22 protein-coding genes are annotated in these 24,074 nt (G+C 39.5%); 9 read left to right on the forward strand and 13 right to left on the reverse strand.

The genetic code is table 11. The features are described from left to right. Nucleotides 1-85: 85 nt before the first annotated feature. The 6 genes from CQA63_RS05840 to CQA63_RS09830 form a co-directional block, all read right to left on the reverse strand. Nucleotides 86-1,000: a lipid A biosynthesis lauroyl acyltransferase gene (locus CQA63_RS05840; protein WP_104700671.1), complete on the reverse strand. Its 915-nt coding sequence runs from the start codon at nucleotides 998-1,000 to the stop codon at nucleotides 86-88. Between the two features lie 3 nt (nucleotides 1,001-1,003). Further along, on the reverse strand, nucleotides 1,004-2,068 hold the full coding sequence (gene waaC / locus CQA63_RS05845; protein WP_104700672.1) for a lipopolysaccharide heptosyltransferase I: 1,065 nt from the start codon (nucleotides 2,066-2,068) through the stop codon (nucleotides 1,004-1,006). 13 nt (nucleotides 2,069-2,081) lie between these two features. Beyond that, the gene (locus tag CQA63_RS05850; protein WP_104700673.1) at nucleotides 2,082-3,557 is read right to left on the reverse strand and encodes a Ppx/GppA phosphatase family protein; all 1,476 of its coding nucleotides are present in this window, start codon (nucleotides 3,555-3,557) and stop codon (nucleotides 2,082-2,084) included. Beyond that, nucleotides 3,557-3,808, reverse strand: coding sequence for a YfhL family 4Fe-4S dicluster ferredoxin (locus tag CQA63_RS05855; protein WP_104700674.1), 252 nt, complete (start codon nucleotides 3,806-3,808; stop codon nucleotides 3,557-3,559). Before CQA63_RS05855 ends, CQA63_RS05850 begins: the two co-directional genes overlap by 1 nt. A gap of 42 nt (nucleotides 3,809-3,850) precedes the next feature. After that, nucleotides 3,851-4,582 (reverse strand): beta/alpha barrel domain-containing protein, encoded by a 732-nt coding sequence (locus CQA63_RS05860; protein ID WP_104700675.1) that lies wholly within the window; start codon nucleotides 4,580-4,582, stop codon nucleotides 3,851-3,853. 85 nt (nucleotides 4,583-4,667) lie between these two features. Continuing rightward, nucleotides 4,668-4,829, reverse strand: coding sequence for a hypothetical protein (locus CQA63_RS09830; RefSeq protein WP_170128380.1), 162 nt, complete (start codon nucleotides 4,827-4,829; stop codon nucleotides 4,668-4,670). A 199-nt stretch (nucleotides 4,830-5,028) separates the two neighbouring features. On the opposite strand from CQA63_RS09830, the gene CQA63_RS05865 reads away from it, so the two are divergent. Then, nucleotides 5,029-6,027 (forward strand): Gfo/Idh/MocA family protein, encoded by a 999-nt coding sequence (locus CQA63_RS05865; protein ID WP_104700676.1) that lies wholly within the window; start codon nucleotides 5,029-5,031, stop codon nucleotides 6,025-6,027. On the opposite strand, the gene CQA63_RS05870 is transcribed toward CQA63_RS05865, so the two are convergent. The 6 genes from CQA63_RS05870 to CQA63_RS05895 all read right to left on the reverse strand — a co-directional run bounded on the left by CQA63_RS05870 (nucleotide 5,999) and on the right by CQA63_RS05895 (nucleotide 12,752). Beyond that, a complete protein-coding gene (locus tag CQA63_RS05870; RefSeq protein WP_104700677.1) occupies nucleotides 5,999-7,258 on the reverse strand; it encodes a M16 family metallopeptidase in 1,260 nt (419 codons plus the stop codon). The two genes, CQA63_RS05865 and CQA63_RS05870, sit on opposite strands and share 29 nt — an antisense overlap. A 44-nt stretch (nucleotides 7,259-7,302) precedes the next feature. After that, complete coding sequence (locus CQA63_RS05875) at nucleotides 7,303-8,403, reverse strand: dehypoxanthine futalosine cyclase (RefSeq protein ID WP_104700678.1); 1,101 nt, start codon at nucleotides 8,401-8,403, stop codon at nucleotides 7,303-7,305. Between the two features lie 13 nt (nucleotides 8,404-8,416). Beyond that, complete coding sequence (bamA, locus tag CQA63_RS05880) at nucleotides 8,417-10,657, reverse strand: outer membrane protein assembly factor BamA (protein ID WP_104700679.1); 2,241 nt, start codon at nucleotides 10,655-10,657, stop codon at nucleotides 8,417-8,419. 114 nt (nucleotides 10,658-10,771) lie between these two features. Then, nucleotides 10,772-11,620 (reverse strand): prephenate dehydrogenase, encoded by an 849-nt coding sequence (locus tag CQA63_RS05885; RefSeq protein ID WP_104700680.1) that lies wholly within the window; start codon nucleotides 11,618-11,620, stop codon nucleotides 10,772-10,774. Next, on the reverse strand, nucleotides 11,617-12,324 hold the full coding sequence (locus CQA63_RS05890; RefSeq protein ID WP_104700681.1) for a 16S rRNA (uracil(1498)-N(3))-methyltransferase: 708 nt from the start codon (nucleotides 12,322-12,324) through the stop codon (nucleotides 11,617-11,619). Before CQA63_RS05890 ends, CQA63_RS05885 begins: the two co-directional genes overlap by 4 nt. Continuing rightward, nucleotides 12,324-12,752, reverse strand: a complete 429-nt coding sequence (locus CQA63_RS05895) for a hypothetical protein (protein WP_104700682.1) — start codon at nucleotides 12,750-12,752, stop codon at nucleotides 12,324-12,326. The genes CQA63_RS05890 and CQA63_RS05895 overlap by 1 nt, the downstream gene beginning before the upstream one ends. An 84-nt stretch (nucleotides 12,753-12,836) precedes the next feature. Here CQA63_RS05895 and hemH point away from each other — a divergent pair, with 84 nt between their 5' ends. Genes hemH through CQA63_RS05935 form a run of 8 tightly spaced genes read left to right on the forward strand, consistent with a single transcriptional unit; the run spans nucleotide 12,837 to nucleotide 23,059 of the window. Continuing rightward, entirely contained in the window at nucleotides 12,837-13,790 is a 954-nt protein-coding gene (hemH, locus tag CQA63_RS05900) for a ferrochelatase (protein ID WP_267891938.1), read from the forward strand. Beyond that, the gene (locus CQA63_RS05905; protein WP_104700684.1) at nucleotides 13,787-14,380 is read left to right on the forward strand and encodes a SoxW family protein; all 594 of its coding nucleotides are present in this window, start codon (nucleotides 13,787-13,789) and stop codon (nucleotides 14,378-14,380) included. The genes hemH and CQA63_RS05905 overlap by 4 nt, the downstream gene beginning before the upstream one ends. After that, nucleotides 14,377-17,211 (forward strand): cytochrome c biogenesis protein, encoded by a 2,835-nt coding sequence (locus CQA63_RS05910; RefSeq protein WP_104700685.1) that lies wholly within the window; start codon nucleotides 14,377-14,379, stop codon nucleotides 17,209-17,211. The genes CQA63_RS05905 and CQA63_RS05910 overlap by 4 nt, the downstream gene beginning before the upstream one ends. Before the next feature lie 21 nt (nucleotides 17,212-17,232). After that, entirely contained in the window at nucleotides 17,233-19,275 is a 2,043-nt protein-coding gene (locus CQA63_RS05915; protein ID WP_104700686.1) for a translocation/assembly module TamB domain-containing protein, read from the forward strand. A 59-nt stretch (nucleotides 19,276-19,334) separates the two neighbouring features. Beyond that, nucleotides 19,335-20,165 carry a flagellar hook-basal body protein gene (locus CQA63_RS05920; protein WP_104700687.1) on the forward strand — a complete coding sequence of 277 codons (831 nt, stop codon included), beginning with the start codon at nucleotides 19,335-19,337 and terminating at the stop codon, nucleotides 20,163-20,165. A 15-nt stretch (nucleotides 20,166-20,180) separates the two neighbouring features. Then, nucleotides 20,181-21,872 (forward strand): N-6 DNA methylase, encoded by a 1,692-nt coding sequence (locus CQA63_RS05925; RefSeq protein WP_104700688.1) that lies wholly within the window; start codon nucleotides 20,181-20,183, stop codon nucleotides 21,870-21,872. Then, on the forward strand, nucleotides 21,873-22,349 hold the full coding sequence (locus tag CQA63_RS05930; RefSeq protein WP_104700689.1) for an acyltransferase: 477 nt from the start codon (nucleotides 21,873-21,875) through the stop codon (nucleotides 22,347-22,349). Next, entirely contained in the window at nucleotides 22,346-23,059 is a 714-nt protein-coding gene (locus tag CQA63_RS05935; protein ID WP_104700690.1) for a di-trans,poly-cis-decaprenylcistransferase, read from the forward strand. The genes CQA63_RS05930 and CQA63_RS05935 overlap by 4 nt, the downstream gene beginning before the upstream one ends. Before the next feature lie 236 nt (nucleotides 23,060-23,295). Here the strand turns inward: CQA63_RS05935 and CQA63_RS05940 are convergent, their stop codons facing one another. Further along, nucleotides 23,296-23,988, reverse strand: a complete 693-nt coding sequence (locus CQA63_RS05940) for a hypothetical protein (protein WP_244916277.1) — start codon at nucleotides 23,986-23,988, stop codon at nucleotides 23,296-23,298. Between the last annotated feature and the right edge of the window lie 86 nt (nucleotides 23,989-24,074).

The raw sequence follows: 24,074 nt of genomic DNA on the forward strand, positions 1-24,074 counted from the left end.
AATTAATGAAACCTAACCAAAAGAAGAAACCAGAAGCCCAATCAAATGGGAATGAAATATTACATATTTGAAGCTTAAATGGGGCTTAAGGGGTGTAAATGTCTCTGTAGGCTGACTTCCAACGTTTATGAAACCAAAACCAATCTTTGGGCTTGTTTCTTATCACATTTTCTATCACATTCGCTTGGGCTTGTGTCGCCTCAAGTATATCAGCTATACTATCTTTGCTTTTTGTGCAATAAATAGGTGGATAATAGCGCACTTCAAAGCTTTTATAGTCTTCATTAATGCTAATTATCAATGGCACAATGCCTACGCCAAAACGTCTTGAAAGCACAGAGGCAATAGTAGTATGTGTAGCCCTCTTGCCAAAAAATTCAATCCACACACCCTCATTTTCTGAAATATTCTGATCAACCAAAATACCAGCAACTGCATTATCCTTGCTATAAAGCTTGAGTAAATGCTTGAAAGCTCCCCGCTTATCAATAAATTTTACATTTTGTGCCTCTCTACGTGCAATAATCATCTGATTAATCGCATCAAATGGCGTTAATCGCCCTAAAGAAGCCATATTGCAAAACGCATAGCGCGGGGGTAGGACATTTGCAATCGCCTCCCAATACCCATAATGTGCGGAAATAACAACCGCGCCATTATCGTGCTTCAAAGTATCTAAAAAGTAATGCTCATCAACAAAAGAAAATCTCTGCGTATGCTTCTCTAAAGGGATAAATACCGCCCTTATTGTCTCTAATAGCACAAAGGCAAAATTCTCATAGCAAGTTTTAATAATATGCTTTTTTTCTTCTTCGCTCATTTGCGCTCCATAGACAAAGTCTAAATTTGCCTTTGCGTCCCTAAATCGCCTCCTATCACAAACCCTCATTATAAAAGCCAAAGCCTTGATATGCCCCACAAAAAGCCGATGAGGCATTTTAGCAAGGCAAAAGCCCATACTATTAGCTATAACCCAAACAAGCTTTGCCCATATATTCATTGCCTATCCTCTTATAGAATCTAATAATGTATTTGCACTCATACAAATAGCCTCTGGCGTAATGTTGCTAATAGAAAAATCGCTCTTTTGATAACTTGGCTTTTCACTCCCGCATAAAAACTGATTGTATGGGCTATTAAGCGCGAAACGTTCAGGGGCGGTATTGCCATAAAGCGTAAGGGAAGCTCTTTGCATAGCCCATGCTAAGTGCGTAACACCCGTATCTCCGCCAATCACCAAATGCACCCTTTGCATAAGAGCTTTTAGGCAATCCATTGAAAGAATTGGCAGCACAAATACCCTATCTTGCGTGCTAAAATGCTCTTTGATACGCCATGCTTTATTACTACTATGCTGCAGAAGCAAAATCTGCGCATTGGAGCGAGAATCTAAGAGCTGCGTAATGACTTGAACAAATAAATCTACAGGATAACTTTTTGATTCTAAACTCGCTTCAAGCACTAATAGCAGCGTCTCTTTATTATCTTGCGCCGAGCCAAAAGCTTGCTTCAACACTCCCTCTACTTGTATTTGCGACTTTGCACTTACTCCAAAAGCCTTAGCACGATTGGCATAAAAGCCTTTTTCATCATATTCTCCTATCTCAAATGCAGTGTTTATGAGTGCAAAATTACGTTTTAAAATATGCTCCTTGTAGGGGATATGCACCTTATGCGTGTAGCACACACTCCCGAGGGGTTCTTTTATAGAATCTCTAGCAAATCCCCAAAATTCATCTTTGCAAATCATCGCCCCACATAGGGCTGACTTCACTAAACCCTGCATATCAATAAGCTTATGATAGCACCCTAAAGAACGCAATAGAGCCATTATGCGAGGGACTGCTCTAAGCCCGCCTTTTTTGAGATCTATATAAATAAGCTTATCAATGCATGGGCTATCTTCCAGCACTGCGCCAAAAGCACTATCTACAATCCAGCTTAAATGCACACCTTGCGGATACTTCTGCTCCAAATGCGCCCTTAAAGCAGGCAATACGCATGCCCCAACAATCACATCACCAAGACTTGAAAGTCGTAAAAGCGCGATCTTTATCGGTGCTGACATATACTTCTTACTCTTAAAAAGCCTTGATAAACTCAATATTTAGAGGCTCTGGCTTATGAAGCTTTATGATATTCTCTCTAGCCAAATACAAATCTGCTGTGGTATAAATCTTTAGTGTCTTTGATTTGAGATATTCATAACGTATCTGCACATTCCCCTCACTTCGGCAAAGCGTCTCGCTCAAAGCTAGCATAAAGCTTAACCACTGCAAACTTAAGAGTTTTGGCATCATATCGCTTATGCCCCTGATGCTTTCATCTTGGGGAATCTTCTTGCCGCTATATTCTACAAGTAAGCAAATACTCATACGTTCTGCATGTGAAAAGCCATATTCCAAAGCATTTAATAAGAAGTATGAGCCATGATAGGAGGCATTATAAAAATTTAGAATCCTTCCAATACTTGAGAGATACGAAGCGGTATGAAGCAACTTTTTACATTGCTCATCAAGCTTGTGCATAGGAAAAAGTGCATCAAAAATTTTTAAAGATTCTTTGCGGGTCATTTCTGCATATCGTTTATCAAGCATAAAGCGATCTTCTATCGCGCTAATGGAGGGATTAAATGCTTTAGGGAAAGTATTCTTATGCCCACGTAATAAATCACTCAAATACACGCCCTCTCGCACACCCACGCCACTTGTAACAATCTCTTTTGTACCAAAATGCATAAGAAACATTTGCAAAATAAGCGCCCCGCTGCGAATGTTATCGATTCTATCTTGCGGTACGCCCATTTCTTGGAGTTTATCAAGCGAAGAATGCGAAATCTTTTCAAAAAACTTGAGATTCTGCATAACATCTACCTCATAGCCATGCACCTCTTCAATGGGATACCTTTTATACTTCATAATCATTTTTGAAAGTGCCCGTATCGTGCCTCCCACGCCAAATACACGATGATGTTTAAAATGCTGCGGAATATCTTTTAGCTGCTCTTGGATAAAGCCAATAGCCCCCTCTATATTATCTTCCTTATCAAAAAAAAGCTCTTTTAGCCGAATGGTGCCAATATTAAGAGAAATGAGATCAATTATCTTGCCATCTTCAATCAAAGCACATTCCGTACTTCCTCCGCCTATATCCATAGTAATGCCATCTTTATAGTGCAAGAGATTAGCACATGCTATCCCTCCATAAAGTGCCTCTTTTTTTCCATCAATCACTTTCACAGAGAGGGCACATTCTCTCCGTGCTCTCTCTAAAAATACTTTTGCATTAGGCGCATCACGTAATGCAGATGTAGCTACGCAGAAAATCTTACGACTCTTATGGGCTTTAGCAATTTGCACAAATTCTTTAAGCGCACAAATGGCTCGCTCCATAGGCACCTCACCAAGAACCCCTCCAGATTCATAACACCCCTCCGAGATACGCACTTTTGACTTTACTTCATAAATAAGATGAAATGCAAAACGCGAAGTTTTGCGAAAAATCGCCATACGTACAGAGTTTGAACCAATATCAATAACTGATGTAATTTTCGCCATTATTCCCCTCTTTGAAGGGTTTCAAACTTATATTTTAATTCTTCAATACTCTCAATATTATCAGGATCTGGCACAATAGCATCTACGGGGCATACCGAGAGGCAACTTGGCTCATCATAGCTCCCCACACATTCTGTACAAATATCCGGATCAATGCTATATATAGGGTCTCCCTCCTCAATCGCACTATTAGGGCATTCTTCAGCACATGCATCACATGCAATACATTCATTATTTATCATTAAAGCCATTTTGTACTCCAACATTGATTTAAATAAAATCTTATCTTTTAGCTAAAGATTCTTTAAGTTTAGCTTAACCTTATTAACCTTATCGCTCTCATCTCTTACCCATACATCGACGCCATATTCATCGCTGGCATTCGTGGCAATTACCTGAGTATTTGGCACAAGGCTTAAAAGTTCGCTAAAGTTTTCTTGCAGGATAAAAAGCATATCTGCGCCATTAAAAATTGCTCTTTTAAGCTCATCTTTATCCCTTATAAACACAAATACATCAAGCTCTAATCGCCTTGCAAAATCTAAAAGCTGCTTAAAGTCCTTGCCATCAAGTGGAGCAATGGGCATAAAAAGCATATCTGCGCCAAAAAGGGCAGATTCTAAAACCTGATATACATCAAGGAAAATATCTGCATGTATGATAGGCAATGTGCTATGGCGACGTAAAAGAGAGATGGGCTCTAAATGACTCATACACTCCTCATCTTGATTTTGTGCATATTGCGCAGACAAATCAAGCATATACGCATGAGGCTCTTTATTGGGATTCTCTTTAGCACAAGCATAAAGCAAGGGGGTGTGCTGCGATGAATTTGCAATGGAATATGTATGAATCACCTTAGGCATATTCCGCAGTTCTGTGCGAATGAAAAATTCCCTTTTAATGCGAGGCATATAAGGACTATAGCTCAATGTACGCCCTAGGGTATCAAAATCAATCATACCTTTACGCGCTTTAAGCTTAGCACTAGCTTGCAAGATACATTCCCTATTTATTTCTATCATCACTCACTCCATTATTTCACGCTAGATTCTACCATAATCGATAAACCGCTAAGACACTTCTATTCCTTTATCCTGCAAGATATGGCTAAGATTCTCTACAAAGCTTAAAAATGCCAACTCGAATTCTTATGACCAAATTGCCATATTGAGCCTTTTGCAAAATATCTCTATTTGAATCACTAACGACTCTGCCCTTTTTGTTATGTCTTAGGGCTTGTAAAGCCCTAAGAATCTCTATTGGAGCCATCTAGTGCTTCGGGTAGAAATTCTCCTCCTTAGGGGACTAAATATGAAAAGCCATCTCCCCTCTTCCTTGTCTGCTAAGATTTGCAAATCTACCAAACTATCGCATTTGAGTGCTATATTTACTCTCAATGTAAATGCTTTTTTAAGCCTCTATATTCTAAGATAGCAAAAATTTTGCAAGAAATTTTATAGGACATAAAATGGCAAAGCTACTCAAGTGTGCTCTCATTGGCTATGGATATTGGGGTCGTAATGTCGCCAAAGCTCTGCATAATAGCACTGATTTTAAGCTTATGACTATTTATGATAATGACAAACAAGCACAACTTGAAGCTACCCAAACTTATGCCCTTAAAAGCTATGAGAGCTATGAGGCGATTTTATTAGACAAAAGTATCCAAGCAGTTTTTATTATCACTCCCCCGCATACGCACTATCACCTTGCCAAAGCCGCTTTAGAATCTAGCAAGCATACGTTTGTAGAAAAGCCCCTTACGACACAAAGCGCGCAGGCAAGATACCTCTATGACCTAGCAGATTCACAAAATGTAAAACTTTATTGCGATCATATATTTTTACACTCACCTGCCATAGCTTATCTTAAAGCACATATACAAAGCTTTGGGGAAATTGTCTATATCAATGCAAGGCGCATTAATTTAGGCTTATTTCAAAGCAATGTTGATGTGATTTGGGATTTAGCCATCCATGATCTAAGCATTATTGACTATCTTGTGGGGCTTGAGATTGAGGAGGTCTCTACCTTTGGGGCTAAGTACCTTGACTATCCTAATGACGCCCTAGCAAACATCAACCTATCCCTTAAAAATGGCATTATCATCACGCTTAATCTCTCATGGCTTAGCCCCATTAAGGTGCGCGAAATGATTATTGGAGGGAGTAAAAAAACAGCCATTTATGATGAAACAAAAAGAGACAAAATCACCATTTTTGATACAGGCGTAGTGATAAAAAATACATTTGATAAAACAAATCTCTATAAAAAAATGGTTGAATACAAGCTTGGGGTGCAATTCTGCCCTACTTTACCCCATAACCTAGCACTCGATAACTCTATAGCTTACTTTGGGCACTACATTCTAGGGCATACAAAAGAAGTCAAAAATGACAAGGCACATGTATTAAGGGTAATTGAAGCCTTAGAGCAAATCAGTTTGGCGAAGTCGCCTCCACTATAGCAAAGCTCATCTGCAAGACTTCTTTATGTGATTTAATGTATGCATTTAATGCCTCCAAACTTAAATCCTTAATGAGTGCTAACTCTCTTTTACGATTATCTAAAGGCAAGCCTTGAAAATAATTGACAAATTTCGCGCTCAAGCGGGAAGCAAGTGTTTCTTCCAGCAATGGCTCACTCCCTAACAAAAAGGCTTTAGCCGCTTGAAGCTCCTCATCTTTTGCGCCATTGGTGATAAAATCATTCACCACCTCTTTAACAACTTTTATTGCCTCATCTTTACTTTCAAGCTTTGTTTGCAAATATCCGCTCGCATAGTTTGCACTGCCTGAAACATTAATACGCATTGAAGCAGAATATGCCAAACCTCTCTTTACACGCACTTCTTCCAATATGCGCGAGCCAAAGCCCGAGGCGCCAAGTATAAAGCCCATCACCTTAGCCATATAATTTTTCTCTTTATCTCCCACATCAAAGGGTGCGCCAAAATATATAAAAGCCTGTTCTGTTGGTTTTTGTATCACAATAGAATCTGCATCTCTTGAGGCTTCAAAATGCAAGCGTGCTTTTGCCTCTCCTTTGGGCAAATGTTCTAAAAGGGTTGTAAGTTCCTTTTTAAGTTTCTCCTCTTGCATATCACCGCCTGCTACGATAATCAAACGATTTAGCACAAGATTACGTTTTAAAAATGCCTCTATATCTTCAAGTCTGATAGATTCTATACTTTGTTTATCCCCAATAAGTGGAATAGCTAAAGGTGTGCCTTTAAAAAGGATTTTATTTAGATTTTTCTGTGCTACATCATCAAAATCGCTCTGGGCACGAGCTAACTTACTTAGGCTAAGCATTTTGATTTTCTCTAAGGATTCCATTGTGAGGTTTGGATCATCTAAAAGCATACCTAAAAACTCAAAAGCATTATGCTCAAATTCCTTAAGATAAGAGAGGCTAAGACTTAGCGTTTGTAGCCCCACACTTGCTTGCAAGCTAATAGCCTTACTCTCTAGCTTTTGGGCAAATCCTACATTGCCTAGCCCCTTAGTGCCCTCATTAAGCATATTAGCACTCATCGCTCCTAGCCCTGCTATCTCACCATCAGCGCTTCCGCCTACAAAGACTAGCTGTAGATTCCCTATTGGAAGATTCTTACTCTCTTCAAAGATAAGCGGCACAGCCACATCATTGATTGTTATAAAATCCGCCTCTACTTTGTCTTTATCTTGTGCATTCATACTGCCTCCTAATATCGCCATTATCATTAAGCTCAAAAAAACTCTCATTCATATCGCTCCAAAATTTCATAAGCTGTATTGCGCTTTGCAGGATAACTGCCAATATCCTTAATAAGGGCTATCATTTCTTGGGCATTCATTGAGTTACACACTCCCGCACTTGATACGACATTTTCTTCCATCATCGTGCTTCCTAAATCATTTGCCCCAAAAAGCAATGCCAACTGCCCTATATGCGAGCCTTGTGTAACCCAACTACTTTGTATATTCTTAAAATTATCAAGATAGATTCTACTACATGCCAAAAGCCGTAAATAGCGATTTGATGAGGCTTTATGGATATGAGGCATTTCTTTTTGTAAAGGTGTGTTATCAGGCTGAAAGCTCCACAAAATAAATGCTCTAAATCCACCAAATTCATCTTGCAAATCACGCAAAACCCTCCAATGAGCGAGAATATCTTCATCACTCTCCACACTGCCAAACATCATCGTAGCTGTGCTTTTCATACCTATGCGATGGGCTTCTCTATGCACTTCTAGCCATTCTTTTGTATCAAGTTTTTTAGGGGCGATAATATCCCTTACCCTATCACTTAAAATTTCTGCCCCTGCACCCGGGATAGAAGATAGTCCCGCTGCTTGAAGACGCTTTAAAACCTCAGGGATAGAGATCTTAGAAACCTTAGCAATATAATTTACCTCAATGGCAGAAAATCCATGAATGGTAATCATAGGATACTTTTGTGCGATATGTGAGACAAGCTCCTCATACCATTCAATCTTTAATTTAGGATGTACCCCTCCTTGAAAGAGAATTTGCGTCCCACCAATCTCTAAAAGCTCATCAATTTTTTTATCAATTTCTTCAAAGCTTAAAATATATATGCCCTCTTCACCTATTCTACGTTTAAATGCACAAAATTTGCAATCTACCCAACAAATATTGGTATAGTTAATATTCCTATCAATAATAAAAGTAGTGATATTTTCAGGGTGAAGTTTGGCTTTTATGGCATTTGCCATACGTCCAAGCTCACGCAAATCCCCATAACGCATTAAATCTAAAATTTCTTTATCACTCACGCGTTGTATATTTTGATACTGCTCTGAAGATGTGCTTAATGCGCCCTGTAAATCACTCATATATACTCCTTGTCTAAAATCTCGTCCCCATTGTAAATTCAAAACGTGATGTCCTATCACCGGGCTGGGGATCAATAGGTTGAGGGAAGACTAGCACAATAGGACCCATAGGGCTTATCCACTCAATAGCAAAGCCCCATGATGAGCGAGTGGTCTCACTCAAGCTATCTGTGCCAATCATACCATAATCCACAAAGAGGGCTAAACGCATTTGAGCTTTCTCTAAGATTCCATAACTTAGCTCTGCAGAATGTGTCATCATATAATTCCCACCAATACGAATAATCCCTGTGGGGTCTCTAGGTGTAAGTGAGCTTACTTGATAGCCTCTCACACTTGAAATCCCCCCCATGTAGAATTTTGAAGTAATGGGCACATAGCCATTTGATAAAATAGCCCCGCCTTGCGTCTTATAACGCGCGATTAAATCAATGCCCAAAAATGACTTAAGATGATAATAAAGTGCCATTTTTCCATAAAATTTCGTATATTTCTCATCTCCACCAAGCCCCGCATACTCGACATATGCAGAGATAATAGCCCCATTTTTAGGAAAATAGTAGTCATCAGTGTTGTCAAAATAAAGACTCGGGCTAATGGCAGATTTAAGCGGTCTATCGATCGTCAAATAATCTCTATAAAGAAATTGCAAAGTGCTATCATAAAAGTCCAATACACGCGTAGTAGAGAGGGTATAGCCAAGTGAGGCACGCAAGGTATTGGTAAGTAATCGCCCCGCTGTTATCGTGCCACCGGTAGTTTGCTCCCTATAATCCCAGTTCCAATAAAGCGAGTGAAACACGCTTAAAGACGCACTATATTTAGAATCTAGCACGCGAGGATTGCTAAGGGTGAGATTCACTAATTGTCGGCGATAACTCCAATCTGCATAAATTTGCCCACTTTGCCCTGTACCAAAGAGATTGCGCTCGCGTATGGAAGCATTGACCATGAGTTTATCATAACTCCCATATCCTAGCCCAAACATCAATTCGCCCGTGCGAGATTCCTCGACACTCACAAGCAAATCCATAGCATTCTCACTCACGCGCCTCTCATCAATCTGCACTTTGCCAAAATACCCCAATCTCTTCAAGGCATTTTCAGATTCTCTTAAATATGAAAGTTTATAGGTATCTCCCGGGGCTAAAAGCAGCTCGCGCCGTATGATTCTATCTGCTGTGCGGGAATTCCCCGAAATAATCACGTCATGAATTTTAACTTTCTGCCCGACTTGTATTAAATAAATGACTTTTACTTCTGACGTTGAAACATCTTTATCTAAATCCGGACTCACACGCGTAAAGGCATAGCCCAAATCGGCTATCTTTTGCCGTATGGTTTCTATATCAGCGCGCACATCTTCGATATTAAAATATTCGCCCTTTTTGACCTTGAGAGCCTTACGCAACTCACTTTCTTCAATCACAGGCACATGCAAAACAATCTGAATTCCAGATACCTTATAGCGTTCCCCTTCTGTAATTTTATAATATAGATTTGCACTATAGTCATTAAAATCCGCATCTAAAAGGGCTTGAGAGACACTAGCATCTAAAAATCCTTTACGCATATAGACATCTTGAATTCTTGCATTATCATATTCTAAATCTGCGAGTTTAAGCTTACCATCATTGCGCCCCCATAGCCACCCCATAAATTGCCTCTGCTTATTGGCACTTAATTGCTCTAAATCCTTCACTTTGACTTTCTGCCTGCCATCATACATCGCATTTTTGATAATGATATTTTCGCCTTGATTGACATTAAAAGTAATCGCGTATGCACTATCGCTGCCCACTTTGACTATATCTGATTCTACAACCGTGCCATAATAGCCCTGATATTCTAAGATGGTGCGTATGATAGTCTTTGCACGCACAAGCTTTGTCTCATCATAGCTATCACCCTTTTTAATACCAATTTGAGAATAAAGCGTTTCTTTCTCTTGCTCACTTCCATAGCCCTTAATCTCCACACTAGCAACCTTAGGCTTTTGCACCACATGAAAAGTCAGCACACCTTGCTCAAAGCTTGCATACACATCTTCAAAATACCCCTGTGAGTAAAGAGCTCGCACTGCCTTATCAACTTTACTCACTACAAGCTCATCGCCTGCTTTAATCTGCACAATCTCATCGGCAAGCACATTTGAAATCGCACTCAAGCCCTCATATCTCACCGCACTAATCTCTCTAGCCCATAGAATATGAGAGCATAAAATAATGTAGAAACAGATTTGCCTTATTTTCATAAATCCCTTAGTCCCCTACGCAGCATAAAGCACGATTATATTAAAAGTTTCTAACAATCCAAATAACTAGATTCTGAAATATGAATGTGCATTGCTAGAAAGATTCTCAAAATGTTATAAGAACTTCTGCAAGGTATTTGCACGTGCCATAAACTCCTCTAAACCATCCCAATCATCATGCTCTAGCAAAGATCTCGCCAAATCAAACTTCTCTTGAAAATAGCTCATCGCTTCAAGGACATTTTGCTTATTTTGCTTAAATATATCTTTCCACATCTGCGGAGAACTTTTAGAGAGCCTACTCATAGAGCGAAACCCTCCTCCCACAAGGGCAAGGATCGTTTGAGGATCTTCTTGGGAGAGTGTGGCATTGGCTAGGGCATAGCTCATAATATGAGGCATATGCGAAATAAGTGCGATATGCTTATCGTGTTCATTTGAGCTCATTTTAAGAATCTTCATACCAATGCCTATAAAAATATCCTTTGCTACCTCAACCTGATAGCTCCCACTTTGCTCCACATCAGCAAGAATAACGATATTGTTCCTATAAAGCTCACCAAAGGCAGCACTTGGACCAAAAAATTCTGTCCCGCACATAGGGTGTGCCCCCACAAAAGACTGCCTAAGCCATGAGGGGATACTTTTAAGAATCTCCACCTTAGCCCCGCCTAAATCAATAAGTGTGATATTTGATTGCAGCATATCAGGGCTAAGGCTATGTATGAGCTCTACAATGCCACTCACAGGCACGCTTAAAAACACCACATCACATTGCCAAATCTCACTTAACTCCACACATTCATCAACTAAGCCTAAATTTAAAGCTTGCTGGGCATGCAGAGGATTATTGTCATACCCTAAGATTCTATGAATGGGCTCATTATGCACTTGAGATAAATCCTTTAAAGCCAAGCCCATAGAGCCTCCCATAAGTCCTAAACCTATAATGCCTATTTTCATACCAATCCTTTCTGGCTACCATGCCATACCCTAAATATACTCGCAAGCAACACACATGCACTCTCACTGCGTAAAATTAAATCATCCCCTAAACTAATACTTTGCTTAAATTTAGCCCTCTCACTCGCACTAAAACCCCCCTCAGGACCTACCATAATCCTCACATCTGTTTGCACACACACAGGGGATAGAATCTCCCTTATATCCTCCCCACCAAAATCAAAGGCATAAAAGGGCATGTATTGGCTACATATAGCATCAAAGTCTTTATACACCTCAAGCCTCATCAACGAGCTACGTCCACACTGCTGGCATGATTGGATAAGAATCTTATACATTCGCTCTAAAGAGAGTTTAAAATGCCCTTGTGAAAACTGCGCATAAAAAAAGCTAATAGCAGCAATTCCTAGCTCATTTAGCATAGGGAGAGCTTTTTCAACTACCTTTGGCTCAACCACTGCCCATAACAAATGCAGATTATTATAAACTTGGCATGGAGTTTGGACTTTATGCAATAAAGTTAAGGCAGCACCTTTTTTTTGCATTTGCGTTATTTCATAACTATATAAGTACATATCATTTAAATTACGCAAGGCTAGCCTATCTCCCTCCTTAAGGCGTCGGGCTTTACATATATAAGTAAAATCCTCTTTTTCTATATATAAAAGCCTATCTCCTGCGTGTTGATGATATAAAAACTGCATTATGCTAACCAAAGCAAGCAGACGAAAAACACCAAATCCGCTATATATAAAGCCTTGCAAAATCGAATGTAGCTCTGCATAGCTGCAAAATTTGTGCGTCTAGCAACTTTAAGAATCTTTATGCGGAAAATCTCGCCCACCAATACAAAAATGCAAAATGTTATCATCATAATAAGCCCAAAATGCAAGGCAATATGCCCAAAAACCCATAAATTTACCCCACTTAACACACTTACAGAGAGGAGAAAAAATGTAATAGGGGCTATAAAGTATATTTTTTTATTCATCGATACAAGATTGGCAGAAGCAAAAAAGAGCACTAAGAGATTAAGGATAAAAGGAATGGCAAAAAAATAGGCAAAAATCTTGTGATATTGAAGTAAGCTTATAAAGGTTTCCTGCAAAATCGCTGAATCAAATGCCTGCATATTTTCTCCTTAGTTACTTTAGAATGATGATTAACTTTAGTATTTTATTATCACTTAAAATTTTTAACCTAAAAAGGATTTCCCATCAAATCACAGGCGGTTGTTTTACTTAATATGGGTGCTCCAAATAGCATATTTGAGGTGGAAAGCTTTTTAAAAAATATGTTCAACGACCCCCTCATTTTAGGAATCAAAAATAACTTCATACGCAAAATGCTAGCAAGCTTTATTACACATAAACGACTTGAAGATACAAAAAAAAATTACCAAGCTATCGGGGGTAAATCCCCACTCACTGCCCATACTTTTAACCTCATCAATAAACTAAACGTCCAAGATAACAAACGTCTTTATACATATGCTATGCGCTATACGCCGCCATTTGCTTATGATGTGCTAAAAGCATTACAAAGCCAAAATATCAATTCTCTTATCCTTTTTAGCCTATACCCGCAATTTTCCTACTCTACTATCTACTCTTCCCTGCTTGATGCGAAGGCGGCATTAAGCAAACTCTCCTTTACTCCCAAACTACAAGAAATCTCTCATTTCCATACCCATGCTGGCTATATCGAGTGCATTGTGCGCAGCATAAAAGAGACGTTGGGAGATGATAAGGCAGGGGATTTTATACTTCTCCTTTCAGCCCATAGCCTGCCTCAATCTCGCATAGATGAGGGCGACCCATATGAGCAACAATGCAAAGAAAACAAGCTCGCCTTAGAATCTGCCCTCCACAAAAATGGTATGGTATTTAAAAAAGTCGCCCTTGCGTATCAATCTAAAGTAGGCAATATGAAATGGCTTGAACCAAGCACAAAAGAGAGTATTACATATTATAGAAGAGATAAAATCATTGTATTTCCACTCTCTTTTAGTCTTGATAATTCTGAAACGGACTATGAGCTTAAAATCCTCTATGCAAATCTCGCACGCACGCTCAATGTGCCAGAGTATCGCGTATGCAAATGCTTTAATGATGATATACACTTTGTTGAAACCATTATCTCTATCATAGAGCAAAAGGAGGAAAAATGAAGATAATCTTAATGCTTGGGGCTATAGGTTTGCTCCTTTGTGGTTGCTCACAAGAAGAAGAGGTGAAGCTATCTAGCGATTCAAAAGATAAAACACATCTTATCACACAGGCTGAAAATATCGACAAATCAAGTTATGCGGGGCTAGAAGATGTATTTTTAGACACAAAACATCTCTACACGCAAAAAGACAATAAGCTCACACTCTTTATCTTTGGCAAAAATAACTGCCCCTATTGCGATAAACTCAAAGATGACATTAAGGCAAATAGCACTCTCAAATCTATGCTGCAAGAGCATTTTTTGCCCTATTACATTAATGTAAGCTATAACAAAAAACATATTCTCTCTATAGGTGAGGACACGCAAGAAGCCAATACCCCCGAACTTATGGAATTATATGTCAAATCCCCTATGCGCCCCACACCTAGCCTTATTTTCATTAATGCACAAGGTAAAAGTATTTATGAATTACCCGGCTATCTCCCACCAGAGACTATGCAAAAACTCTTAGCATATATGGCAAGTGGGGAATGGAAGGGTAAAAGTGAAGAAGAAATCGCTACTCACATCAATGGAGCGCTCTTATGAAGATTCTAAAAGCACTCTTTTGTGAGGTGAAAACCGCCCTTGTATTAGTCGCCATATACGCATCTGCTTGTGCTGTGGCGACATTTATTGAGAAATTCCATGGCACTATATCAGCGCGCTATTGGGTATATGATAGCTTGTGGTTTGAAGTGTTGCATATATGGCTAGCAGCCTGCTTGGTGGGCTGCTTTATCACCTCTAAGGCATGGCAAAGGAAGAAGTATGCCTCCTTGCTACTGCATGCCTCATTTATTATTATCATTTTAGGGGCGGGCATTACGCGCCATTATGGATTTGAGGGCATTATGAATTTGCGCGAGGGAGAGAGCTCAAACCTCATTAGCACCAATGAGCATTATATTTTTATCCAAGTAAAAGACCCACAAGGCAATGTCCAATATAAGCAAATCCCCACTTATATTGATGAAAATATCAACAAAGGCATTCATAGCACATTCTACTTTTTTAACGATAAGGCTTTAAACATTTACACTAAAGAGCTTGAAATAGAGGGTATGAGCAAAGATCGATTTATACTCCATACTGATATTGCATTTTTAGACCAAAGCTTTGAAACACAGATTATAAGAAATGGTGATGAAGCCCCTACAAAAGAGAGTATCACTATACTTGAGAGCAATGGCTATAAAATCTTTCTCGCATGGGGTGTGGATAAAATCAGCCTGCCCTTTAATATTAAGCTTGATAAATTTGAGCTTGAACGTTATCCCGGCTCACATTCTCCGGCTTCTTATGCCTCAGAGGTAGAAGTGCTAGATCCAAGCAATAATGTTCAAATGCCTTTTAGAATCTATATGAATCATGTCCTTGATTATGGCGGTTATCGCTTTTTCCAATCTTCATATCACCCCGATGAGCAAGGAAGTATCCTCTCTGTTAATAATGACCCGGGCAAAAACCCCACATATTTAGGCTATGCTATGCTTATTTTAGGCGTGATATGGCTACTTTTTGATAAAAATGGACGTTTTCAGACATTGGGGAGATTCTTAAAAACCCAACAATTCTTCGCCCTCACTCTTTTTATCGCTTTAAGCCTAAACGTGCCCCTGTATGCCACACAAGAGCTACAAGACCTCCCAGAAGAGCAAGAAACACTCCAAAACACACCATCTATTGATATGCCATCCATGGACATACCCTCCATGGTAAAAGCCCTAAAAAGTGCTACCTCTCTCTCACTTGCATTTGATAAACTCCTTGTGCAAGACTTTGGCGGGCGCACCAAGCCTATTCATACACTAGCAAGTGAATATATCCATAAAATCACGCAAAAAAATACATTTTTAAACCTCACACCCACACAAATGTTTTTAGGTATGATTTTTTATCCACAAGAGTGGCAGAATATCCAAATGATAGCGACTAAAAGTCCCAAACTTAGGGAGATTCTAGGTATAGACCCAAGTCAAAAATATATCGCCTATAGTGATGTATTTGTCAATGGGCAATATCTTTTGCACAATTATGTCGAAGAAGCGAATCTTAAAAACCCCGCCTCACGCAATACTTTTGAAAAAGATATTATTAGTGTAGATGAACGTATTAATTATGCCTTTCTCATTTACACAGGGCAGGTGCTAAGAATCTTCCCTGATAGCAAGCTAGAGAGTGGCAAATGGCTCTACCCGCTTGAGGCAGTAAGCTCTGCAGTAGCACAAGCTGATATGAATAAAGCTATGCAACTTCTCACTATTTATAAACATTTCGCAGAGGGTATGCAGCAAGGGCTAGAAGCAGAGCAATGGGAAGAAGCCATCCAAGCGGTGCAAGAAATACACGACTACCAGCAAGCAAATGCCGGCTCCACGAATATATCAAAAACAAAGATATATTGGGAGATTATGCTAAATACCTATAATCCATTTAGCCAACTTATCTACCCCTATATTCTTATAAGCCTTGTGCTTTTTATCATTGTCTTAAGTAGCATTATCAAAAACAAACCCCTTAAGCCATTCTTGCACAAGGTATTTTATGTCCTCTTACTCGGGCTCTTTATCCTCCATAGTGCTGCCTTGGGATTACGTTGGTATGTAGGCGGGCATGCCCCTTGGAGCAATGCCTATGAATCTATGCTTTATATCGCATGGGCGGCGATTCTCTCTGGTGTGGTGTTCTTTAGGCATTCTAATCTCGCCTTATGTGCAGCAAGCTTTTTATCAGGTATTACGCTTTTTGTGGCTCATCTTGGCTCTATGGACCCACAAATTGGGAATCTTGTGCCCGTGCTTAAATCATATTGGCTTAATATCCATGTATCAGTCATTACAGCAAGTTATGGATTCTTAGGATTATGCTTTATGCTAGGGCTTATTACACTTTTAATGTTTATCCTTAAATATCCCAAAATACCGCTTAAAGAGAGCGCAAGAGAGAATATCGCACACTCTATTATCTCCCTTAACGTGTTAAATGAAATGAGTATGATTTTGGGCTTATTTTTACTCACTATTGGGAATTTCTTAGGTGGTGTATGGGCAAATGAATCATGGGGGCGCTATTGGGGCTGGGATTCTAAAGAGACTTGGGCTCTTATTAGCATAGGTGTATATGCCATTATCTTGCATTTGCGCTTTGTATGCAAGAAAAACTTTCCTTTTATCTTTGCCTCTGCTTCTGTGCTAGGCTTTTTCTCAATTCTTATGACATATTTTGGTGTGAATTTTTACCTCTCTGGAATGCATAGCTACGCTGCTGGAGAGGCTGTGCCTATCCCATTATGGGTTAAACTCATGGTGGTAAGTATTCTTGTGCTTATCATCGCTGCAGGTAAAAATAGACAACTAGATATGCCCAAAATATCATAAATCTAAAAATTGGAGGATAAAATGAAAAAGTTTCTTATATGGCTTATTGGCATTATTTTTGCGCTATTAGTGCTTATTGTGGTGGTGCTTTTTACCCCTCCGGGAAATGCCCTTGTAAAAAGTATCATTCAATCACAGATTGATAAATACGCTCCCATTAAGCTTGATGTCAATACCTTTTCACTAGGTTTTTCTCGCATAGATGTAGCCATTGCCCATAGTGATAAAATTTTTATCACCCTTAATGGCGATTTTTCACTTTTTTCACAAACGCTTGATTTAGCCCTAAAGGTTGATGCCAAAGATATATCTGTATTAGGAGAGCTTGCAGATACCCCACTGCAAGGAAGCTTTATTATCAACACCACTGCTAAGGGTGCGATTAATAATATAGAAATCAACACAACAAGTGATATTGCAAAATCTTTTACAGATATTAGAGTACTTTTGCAAGAATATAGCCCAACTTCCATTATCGCTCATATTAAAGACGCTCAAATTAAGGAAATCCTAGCAATGGCTGGGGTAAAGCCATATGCAAATGGCTTGCTTAATCTTGAGGCTGACATTAAAGGCGATAAGGATATGAATTTTAATGGCAATGCCCTTTTAAGTATCGCTCAAGGCTTAGTTGATAGCACACTGATTAAAAATGACTTTGGCGTTGATGTGCCTAAAACAACTTTTGTTACCACCCTCAATGCGCTTTTTGATATGGATAAGCTCAACCACGACCTAAGCTTCAATGCTAATATTGGTAATATCCACTCAAGCGGGCAAACACTCATTAAAGACCTAAGCACAAAAACAACTTATGATGTCAAACTTAGTGACCTTTCGGCTTTCACGCCATTAGTAGGTATGCCTATAAGAGGGGCTTTTGAAACACAAGGTGAAATCAATGGCAATATGGAAAGCCTTCATATCAAAGGCAGCTCCAATATAGCAAGCTCTCATACCACCTATGAAGCCACCTTGCAAGATTTCTCACCTAAAAGCGCACAAGCAAATATCAAGAATCTCCGCCTTGATACGCTCTTATGGATGATATATATGCCACGTTATGCCACTATGAATCTTGACCTTGATACAGAAGTGAGTGATTTTGATGCGGGCATTTCTACTGAGAGTAAGCTTACCCTTACTGGCACAACAACCAATGCGGTAATGAAAAAAGAGCTCGACTTAGATATGCCTAATACCAATTTCACAATTCATTCAGATATTAGCCTTAATAAAGGCGTAGGAGTAGCAAATTCAACCCTTAATGCTGATATAGCACAAACTTCAACTCAAGCAAATATCAACTTAAATGATATGCTATTTAATGCTAATTATGAAGTGAAGATTCCCAATCTTAAAAAGCTTAAATTCCTAACCGGCATAGAGCTTGCAGGGGATTTTGTAGCAAATGGTGTGGCAAAGCTAGATGAAGCACTTTATGCGGACTTCCATACGCAATCTCTAGGAGGAGCGATAGATGCCATCCTTAATAATAACAAGCTAAATGCCACGCTTAAAGATGTAAATACCCTAAAATTATTCCAACTCACACAACTCCCTGAAGTCTTTAGCTCCGATATGAATGGTGCCTTAGAGTATGACACACTCACAGAAAAGGGCGAGCTTAAAGCCATTATTAGCAATGGCAAGCTTATGCCTAATCAAATCACCGAGCTTGCAAGCAAATACCTTAAGACAGACATTACCAAAGAGGCGTATGAAGATGCAGCACTCAATGCCACCATTGATAAACAAATCATCAAAGCAGATATTGCATTAAAAAGTAATAACACCACTATCTCTGCGCAGGGAGCAAGCATTGATACAGATAAGGGTACCATTAATGCAGATATGAAGTTTCAAATCAAAGACCAATATATTTATCTCAAAGCCCGCAATCAACTCTCCTCCCCTAACATTAGCATTGATGCTGGAGATTTAATTAAAGCAGAGGCAGGTAAAGCTATCAGCAAGGGAGCCCAGCAGGCTATTGATAAATATATCAAAGATGATTCGGTAAAAGAAAACGCACAAAAGCTCCTTAATAATCTCTTTAAATAATCAACCTAAGGGAATGCCTTTTGCTTCCCTTATGGTATATATTGGCACAAAGGGGCTTTATGCAAAGTGGATATTATAACACCGCAGGCGGTATGGTAACGCAATTTAATCGCCTTGATTTAATCTCAAATAATCTTGCTAATCTCAACACTTCAGGCTTCAAACGAGATGATGTAGTCATTGGCGATTATTTACGACTTTATGAAACACACAAAGAGCAACTCCCCATAGAAGACCATACACGTAAGGCTGCAAAATTCTTAAACCGCACCCTTAACCGCGTGCCTATTATTAGTGAAGAATACACCGATAGAAGTGTGGGGAATCTCGCCCAAACAGACAATGCCCTTGATTTTGCCCTGCAAAGAGAAAATGCCTTTTTTGTTATTAAAACCCCCGATGGCATTCGCTACACACGTGATGGGAGCTTTAAGCTTGATAGCGATGGATGGATTGTAAATAAAGATGGGCATTTAGTTTTAAGCCGCGATGAGCTTGAATCTCAAGGCGGTATTCAAGTCTCTACAGGGCTTAATATCGAAGCTGACCAACATGGAAATATCTCATTGCGTAATCTCAATAATGACGCGATCGCTGAGCAAATCAATATGGGCGCGCTTGCCATAGTGGGCTTTGAAAATCCACGATATTTAAAAAAGGTAGGCAATAACCTCTATGAATATCCACAAGAGCGCGAAAATGAACGTAAGATTGTGCAAGATAATGTCCTAGCACAAGGCTTTATAGAAAAAAGTAATGTCAATGCTGTGCGGGAGATGAGCTCACTCATTGAAACCAATCGTCTTGTGGATATGTACTCTAAAGTGATGAAAAGCCATATGGATGAGCTCAATACAGAGGCTATTACCAAACTCGCCCTAAGAGCTTAAGCGCAAAGGAGAGCCATGCAAGAAGATACTCAAAGCATGAAGGCACTTTTAAACTGCTTTGAATATATCAAACGTTACCACACAGATATGCTTGATTCTATAGCGATCATTTTGGAAATGTTTTGGCTAAAAAGGCATTCCCCTATGCTTATAGAATCGCTCATTATGCTTGCCTCAAAGAGAAAGCCTATTTATGAATCATGTATAAATGCTATCAAAAAGGGTTTAGGAGAAGAGCTCTACACGCCTCTTAATCCCCATGCCAATTTGCTTAAAATCCTTAAAGTAATCTCCGCTCATGATGCCTCAAACCACGCCATTGAGGAGTTCCTCCATATCGTTACACAAAAGAAAACCACCCATAAACTCTTCTCATACTCTACTCCGCTTGAAATTAATGAACTCTTAGTGGGGCTACTTGATATTAAGCCCACTCAAAGTGTATATAACCCATGCTATGGTATGGGGAGTTTGTTTTTTGCTATAGCTAATACCACTCATAATTTTGAGCTCTATGGTGAGGAGCTAGAAGAAACGCTTGCACGTATAGCAAAGATTATTTGCAAGATTTTAAGCCTGCATTCAAATCATCTCCTTGTGAATAATATCCTTAAAAATGAGCAATTTGAGGGCAAGAAATTTGATAAAATCATTTGCAATCCCCCGCTTGATAGCCATATAGGCACACAATTTTTAAAAGAAGACAAACGTTTTTGCAATTATGAGACGTTAATTAAAACCTATCCCGAGCTACTTTTTTTGATACATTCCCTCTCTCATCTTAAAGATAAAGGCGTGTTTATCCTCCGCACACAAACACTTCTTAAATCCTCCCTTGAGGGCAAACTCCGTGAAAGACTTTGTGAGGAGGGATTGATAGAATCTATAATCGAGCTCCCCAAAAATATATTCCCACATCAAACCCATGATTTTTCCATTGTCGTGCTTTCCCAACACAATCAAAGCATTTTACATATCAATGCAAATACGCCATATTTCTACCACAAAGACGGCAAGTATAATCGAATCATTCACCTTGATACCTTGCTTGATATTTATCATCATAAGCGCGTAGGGGAGCATTCCTCCCTCACTCCCCTAAGTCAAATCAATCCCCATGATCTCAGTGTGGCTGCCTATGTGCATAAACACACTTCCCATCAAAGCGACCATGCCCCTCTATGCACACTTGGGGTGAGTGTATTTCGTGGGCAGCGCGTATATGGCGGGAATAAAGATGAGCAAATATCGTATTTTGATTTGGGTATCGCTGATTTTAAGGATTTTGGCTTTTGCTCTGAATTTTCTACCGAGCGCTTAAGGGGCGATGTGCATAAGATTGATAAATACCACTTAAAACCCTATGACATAGCCCTATCCATTCGCGGCACAACGGCTAAATTCACTATCCTAAGCCCAAGTATTGCAGCATATAAAGTCGTAGCAAATGCGGGCATTATTATTATCCGCTCGCCTAAGCCAGAAGTCGCCATAGGCATTTACTGCTATCTCTTTTCTAAAGAGGGGCAAAGCACGCTTGCTAAACTCTATGAGCGCAATCTTGGGAATCTTAACCCACTTGATTTAGAGCAACTCCCTATTCCGCATAACTTTATGGCACATTCACAAACAATGTTTGCTCAAATTGAGCACTATGCCTTAGAACTTAAAGCCTTGCAAGATAAACTTGAAAGCCTAAGGGGATAAATGCAAATTAAACATGCCCAAGTAGTCAATGTCCAATATGGCACCAATGTAGTGCTCATTCACCCAAGCAATCTCTATGGCTGCACATTAGAAGATGATGTATTTATAGGTCCATTTTGTGAAGTGCAATCTGATGTGTTTATAGGCAAACGCACACGTGTGCAGTCTCATAGCTTTATTTGCTCATCTGTGCATATTGGGGAAGATTGCTTTATCGGACATGGAGTAATGTTTATTAATGATAAATTCTCACTTGGTATGCCCTCCCCTAGCCAAGATTTATGGGAGCGCACAAAAGTGGGGAATCGCGTATGTATCGGCTCAAATGCAACCATTCTCCCTGTGTCAATTTGTGATGATGTAGTGATTGGAGCAGGTGCGGTAGTAACAAAAGACATCACGCAAAGCGGATTCTATATAGGCAATCCAGCGTATTTTCTCCGCCCATTACCTAAGCACTCAAAAGGGCAAGTATGAAAAGCCCCTTGCCACAACATATTGCTATGATTATGGATGGCAATGGACGCTGGGCAAAGAATCAAGGCAAAAAGCGCACATCTGGGCATAAAGAGGGGGCGAAAATCGTGCGTGACGTAACGCAATGGTGTGCTTCAAAGTCTATCCCTTATCTTAGCCTCTATGCGTTCTCCACAGAGAATTGGAAGCGACCTAAAGTCGAGGTAGATTTCCTTATGGGACTTTTAGAAAAATATCTCCATAATGAGCGCGCTATGTATATTAAAAATGGCATTAGATTCCGTGCTATTGGCGATATTAGCATTTTTAGCAGCACGCTTAAAAATGCTATTTTAGAGCTAGAGCATATCACGCAAAATCACACCAAGCTCACGCAGATTCTTGCACTCAATTATGGCGCACATGATGAGCTAGCACGAGCTTTTATCAAAATCACTCACACACTAGAGGCTAAAGAGCTCTCAAATCTCAAACCTGAGCAAGTAATCAAACTCATTAATGCAAACCTCGATACCGCCTTTTTGCCAGATGTGGATATGCTTATCCGCACAGGCGGAGAAATGCGTATATCAAACTTTTTGTTATGGCAAGCAAGCTATGCAGAATTATTCTTTACCCCCACTTTGTGGCCAGATTTACGCACAGATGAGCTAGATTCTATGCTTGAGCAGTTTTGCCAAAGGCAGCGGCGCTTTGGGGCTTTGGGCTAGTGAGTTATGAGCAATAAACACTTGTTAAAACCAACAAGCTTACTTCCTTTGTTAAAATAGCCTTACCCTTATTGTTACACTAGGCTTTCGCAAGAGGGCGAAGAAACTCTGCGGGCTTTACTAGAGACTCTACCACTTTTGTCATGTCTTAGGGAGTGGTAATGACCGAAGAATTGCTGTTGGAGTATCTAGTGATTCGAGTAGAGATTCTAAAAATGGGGCAAGGGGAGGAAAGGTTATTCTTCAAGTATGATAAATGTATTCTTTGGTTTTACATTCTTTTTGATATTTCTCTCTTGCATGATCTTATTTTGCAAAGTTTTATTTTTAAGAAATTCTAAGGCGTGGTCCTCTTTTGCAAGTCTTGCAGTGCTTGGGCTGACTTTAGGAATATAATCTTGCAAAGCCTTTATGCGCTTGATAATATCTTCCACATACTCTAGTGCCATTTTATCGCGCTCTTTATCTTTCTCCCAACTAAAGCCCTTATTATAAGACTTTATCACCTCATACCAATTCCCCTTACGCACCCTATGCCAATAGCTAAGCTCTTCAAGTGCGCTTTGAGAGGCAAATTCATCATCTCTCATCAAAAGCTCGCCTACCATATTGCGCATAAAATTACTATCTTTTTGTTTATGCTTTTTAAGAATGCCGGGTATATGCGCATGGTAAATCCCCGCACTTGGGTCGGCAAAATTCACACGATATTCCCCCGCACAAGATTCTTTATAAGCAATAGCTGCCATAGTATAGCCAAAGCCGCTTTTTGCCCCATATTTAAAGGCTTTGAGAATCACTTGCTTTTGGTTTTTATTAAAATCTTTAGGCATAACGCATTTACCCTCAATTTTATAAAGTGGCAAAGCATAAAGTGTATTTATGCCACATAGCATAAACATACATAATATACAAACTCTACAGCCCAACTCCTACCCCTTCATCTCTCTCTAAATAACTTTTTAACAACTCTGCGTTACAATCACATAATCATATCTAAAATTTAAAGGAATAT

Source organism: Helicobacter marmotae (assembly GCF_003364255.1).
Taxonomy (GTDB): Bacteria; Campylobacterota; Campylobacteria; order Campylobacterales; family Helicobacteraceae; genus Helicobacter_C; species Helicobacter_C marmotae.

What these genes read in the sequence shown, in the direction of transcription:
- CQA63_RS05905 (WP_104700684.1), top strand. Translation starts at nt 13,787, where the DNA reads ATGAAGATAATCTTAATGCTTGGGGCTATAGGTTTGCTCCTTTGTGGT.
- CQA63_RS05895 (WP_104700682.1), bottom strand. Translation starts at nt 12,752, where the DNA reads ATGCAGGCATTTGATTCAGCGATTTTGCAGGAAACCTTTATAAGCTTA.
- CQA63_RS05910 (WP_104700685.1), top strand. Translation starts at nt 14,377, where the DNA reads ATGAAGATTCTAAAAGCACTCTTTTGTGAGGTGAAAACCGCCCTTGTA.
- CQA63_RS05850 (WP_104700673.1), bottom strand. Translation starts at nt 3,557, where the DNA reads ATGGCGAAAATTACATCAGTTATTGATATTGGTTCAAACTCTGTACGT.
- CQA63_RS05865 (WP_104700676.1), top strand. Translation starts at nt 5,029, where the DNA reads ATGGCAAAGCTACTCAAGTGTGCTCTCATTGGCTATGGATATTGGGGT.
- CQA63_RS05875 (WP_104700678.1), bottom strand. Translation starts at nt 8,403, where the DNA reads ATGAGTGATTTACAGGGCGCATTAAGCACATCTTCAGAGCAGTATCAA.
- CQA63_RS05935 (WP_104700690.1), top strand. Translation starts at nt 22,346, where the DNA reads ATGAAAAGCCCCTTGCCACAACATATTGCTATGATTATGGATGGCAAT.
- CQA63_RS05860 (WP_104700675.1), bottom strand. Translation starts at nt 4,582, where the DNA reads ATGATAGAAATAAATAGGGAATGTATCTTGCAAGCTAGTGCTAAGCTT.
- CQA63_RS05840 (WP_104700671.1), bottom strand. Translation starts at nt 1,000, where the DNA reads ATGAATATATGGGCAAAGCTTGTTTGGGTTATAGCTAATAGTATGGGC.
- CQA63_RS05930 (WP_104700689.1), top strand. Translation starts at nt 21,873, where the DNA reads ATGCAAATTAAACATGCCCAAGTAGTCAATGTCCAATATGGCACCAAT.
- CQA63_RS05920 (WP_104700687.1), top strand. Translation starts at nt 19,335, where the DNA reads ATGCAAAGTGGATATTATAACACCGCAGGCGGTATGGTAACGCAATTT.
- CQA63_RS05885 (WP_104700680.1), bottom strand. Translation starts at nt 11,620, where the DNA reads ATGAAAATAGGCATTATAGGTTTAGGACTTATGGGAGGCTCTATGGGC.
- CQA63_RS05890 (WP_104700681.1), bottom strand. Translation starts at nt 12,324, where the DNA reads ATGCAGTTTTTATATCATCAACACGCAGGAGATAGGCTTTTATATATA.
- CQA63_RS05870 (WP_104700677.1), bottom strand. Translation starts at nt 7,258, where the DNA reads ATGAATGCACAAGATAAAGACAAAGTAGAGGCGGATTTTATAACAATC.
- CQA63_RS05915 (WP_104700686.1), top strand. Translation starts at nt 17,233, where the DNA reads ATGAAAAAGTTTCTTATATGGCTTATTGGCATTATTTTTGCGCTATTA.
- bamA (WP_104700679.1), bottom strand. Translation starts at nt 10,657, where the DNA reads ATGAAAATAAGGCAAATCTGTTTCTACATTATTTTATGCTCTCATATT.
- CQA63_RS05925 (WP_104700688.1), top strand. Translation starts at nt 20,181, where the DNA reads ATGCAAGAAGATACTCAAAGCATGAAGGCACTTTTAAACTGCTTTGAA.
- CQA63_RS09830 (WP_170128380.1), bottom strand. Translation starts at nt 4,829, where the DNA reads ATGGCTCCAATAGAGATTCTTAGGGCTTTACAAGCCCTAAGACATAAC.
- CQA63_RS05855 (WP_104700674.1), bottom strand. Translation starts at nt 3,808, where the DNA reads ATGGCTTTAATGATAAATAATGAATGTATTGCATGTGATGCATGTGCT.
- waaC (WP_104700672.1), bottom strand. Translation starts at nt 2,068, where the DNA reads ATGTCAGCACCGATAAAGATCGCGCTTTTACGACTTTCAAGTCTTGGT.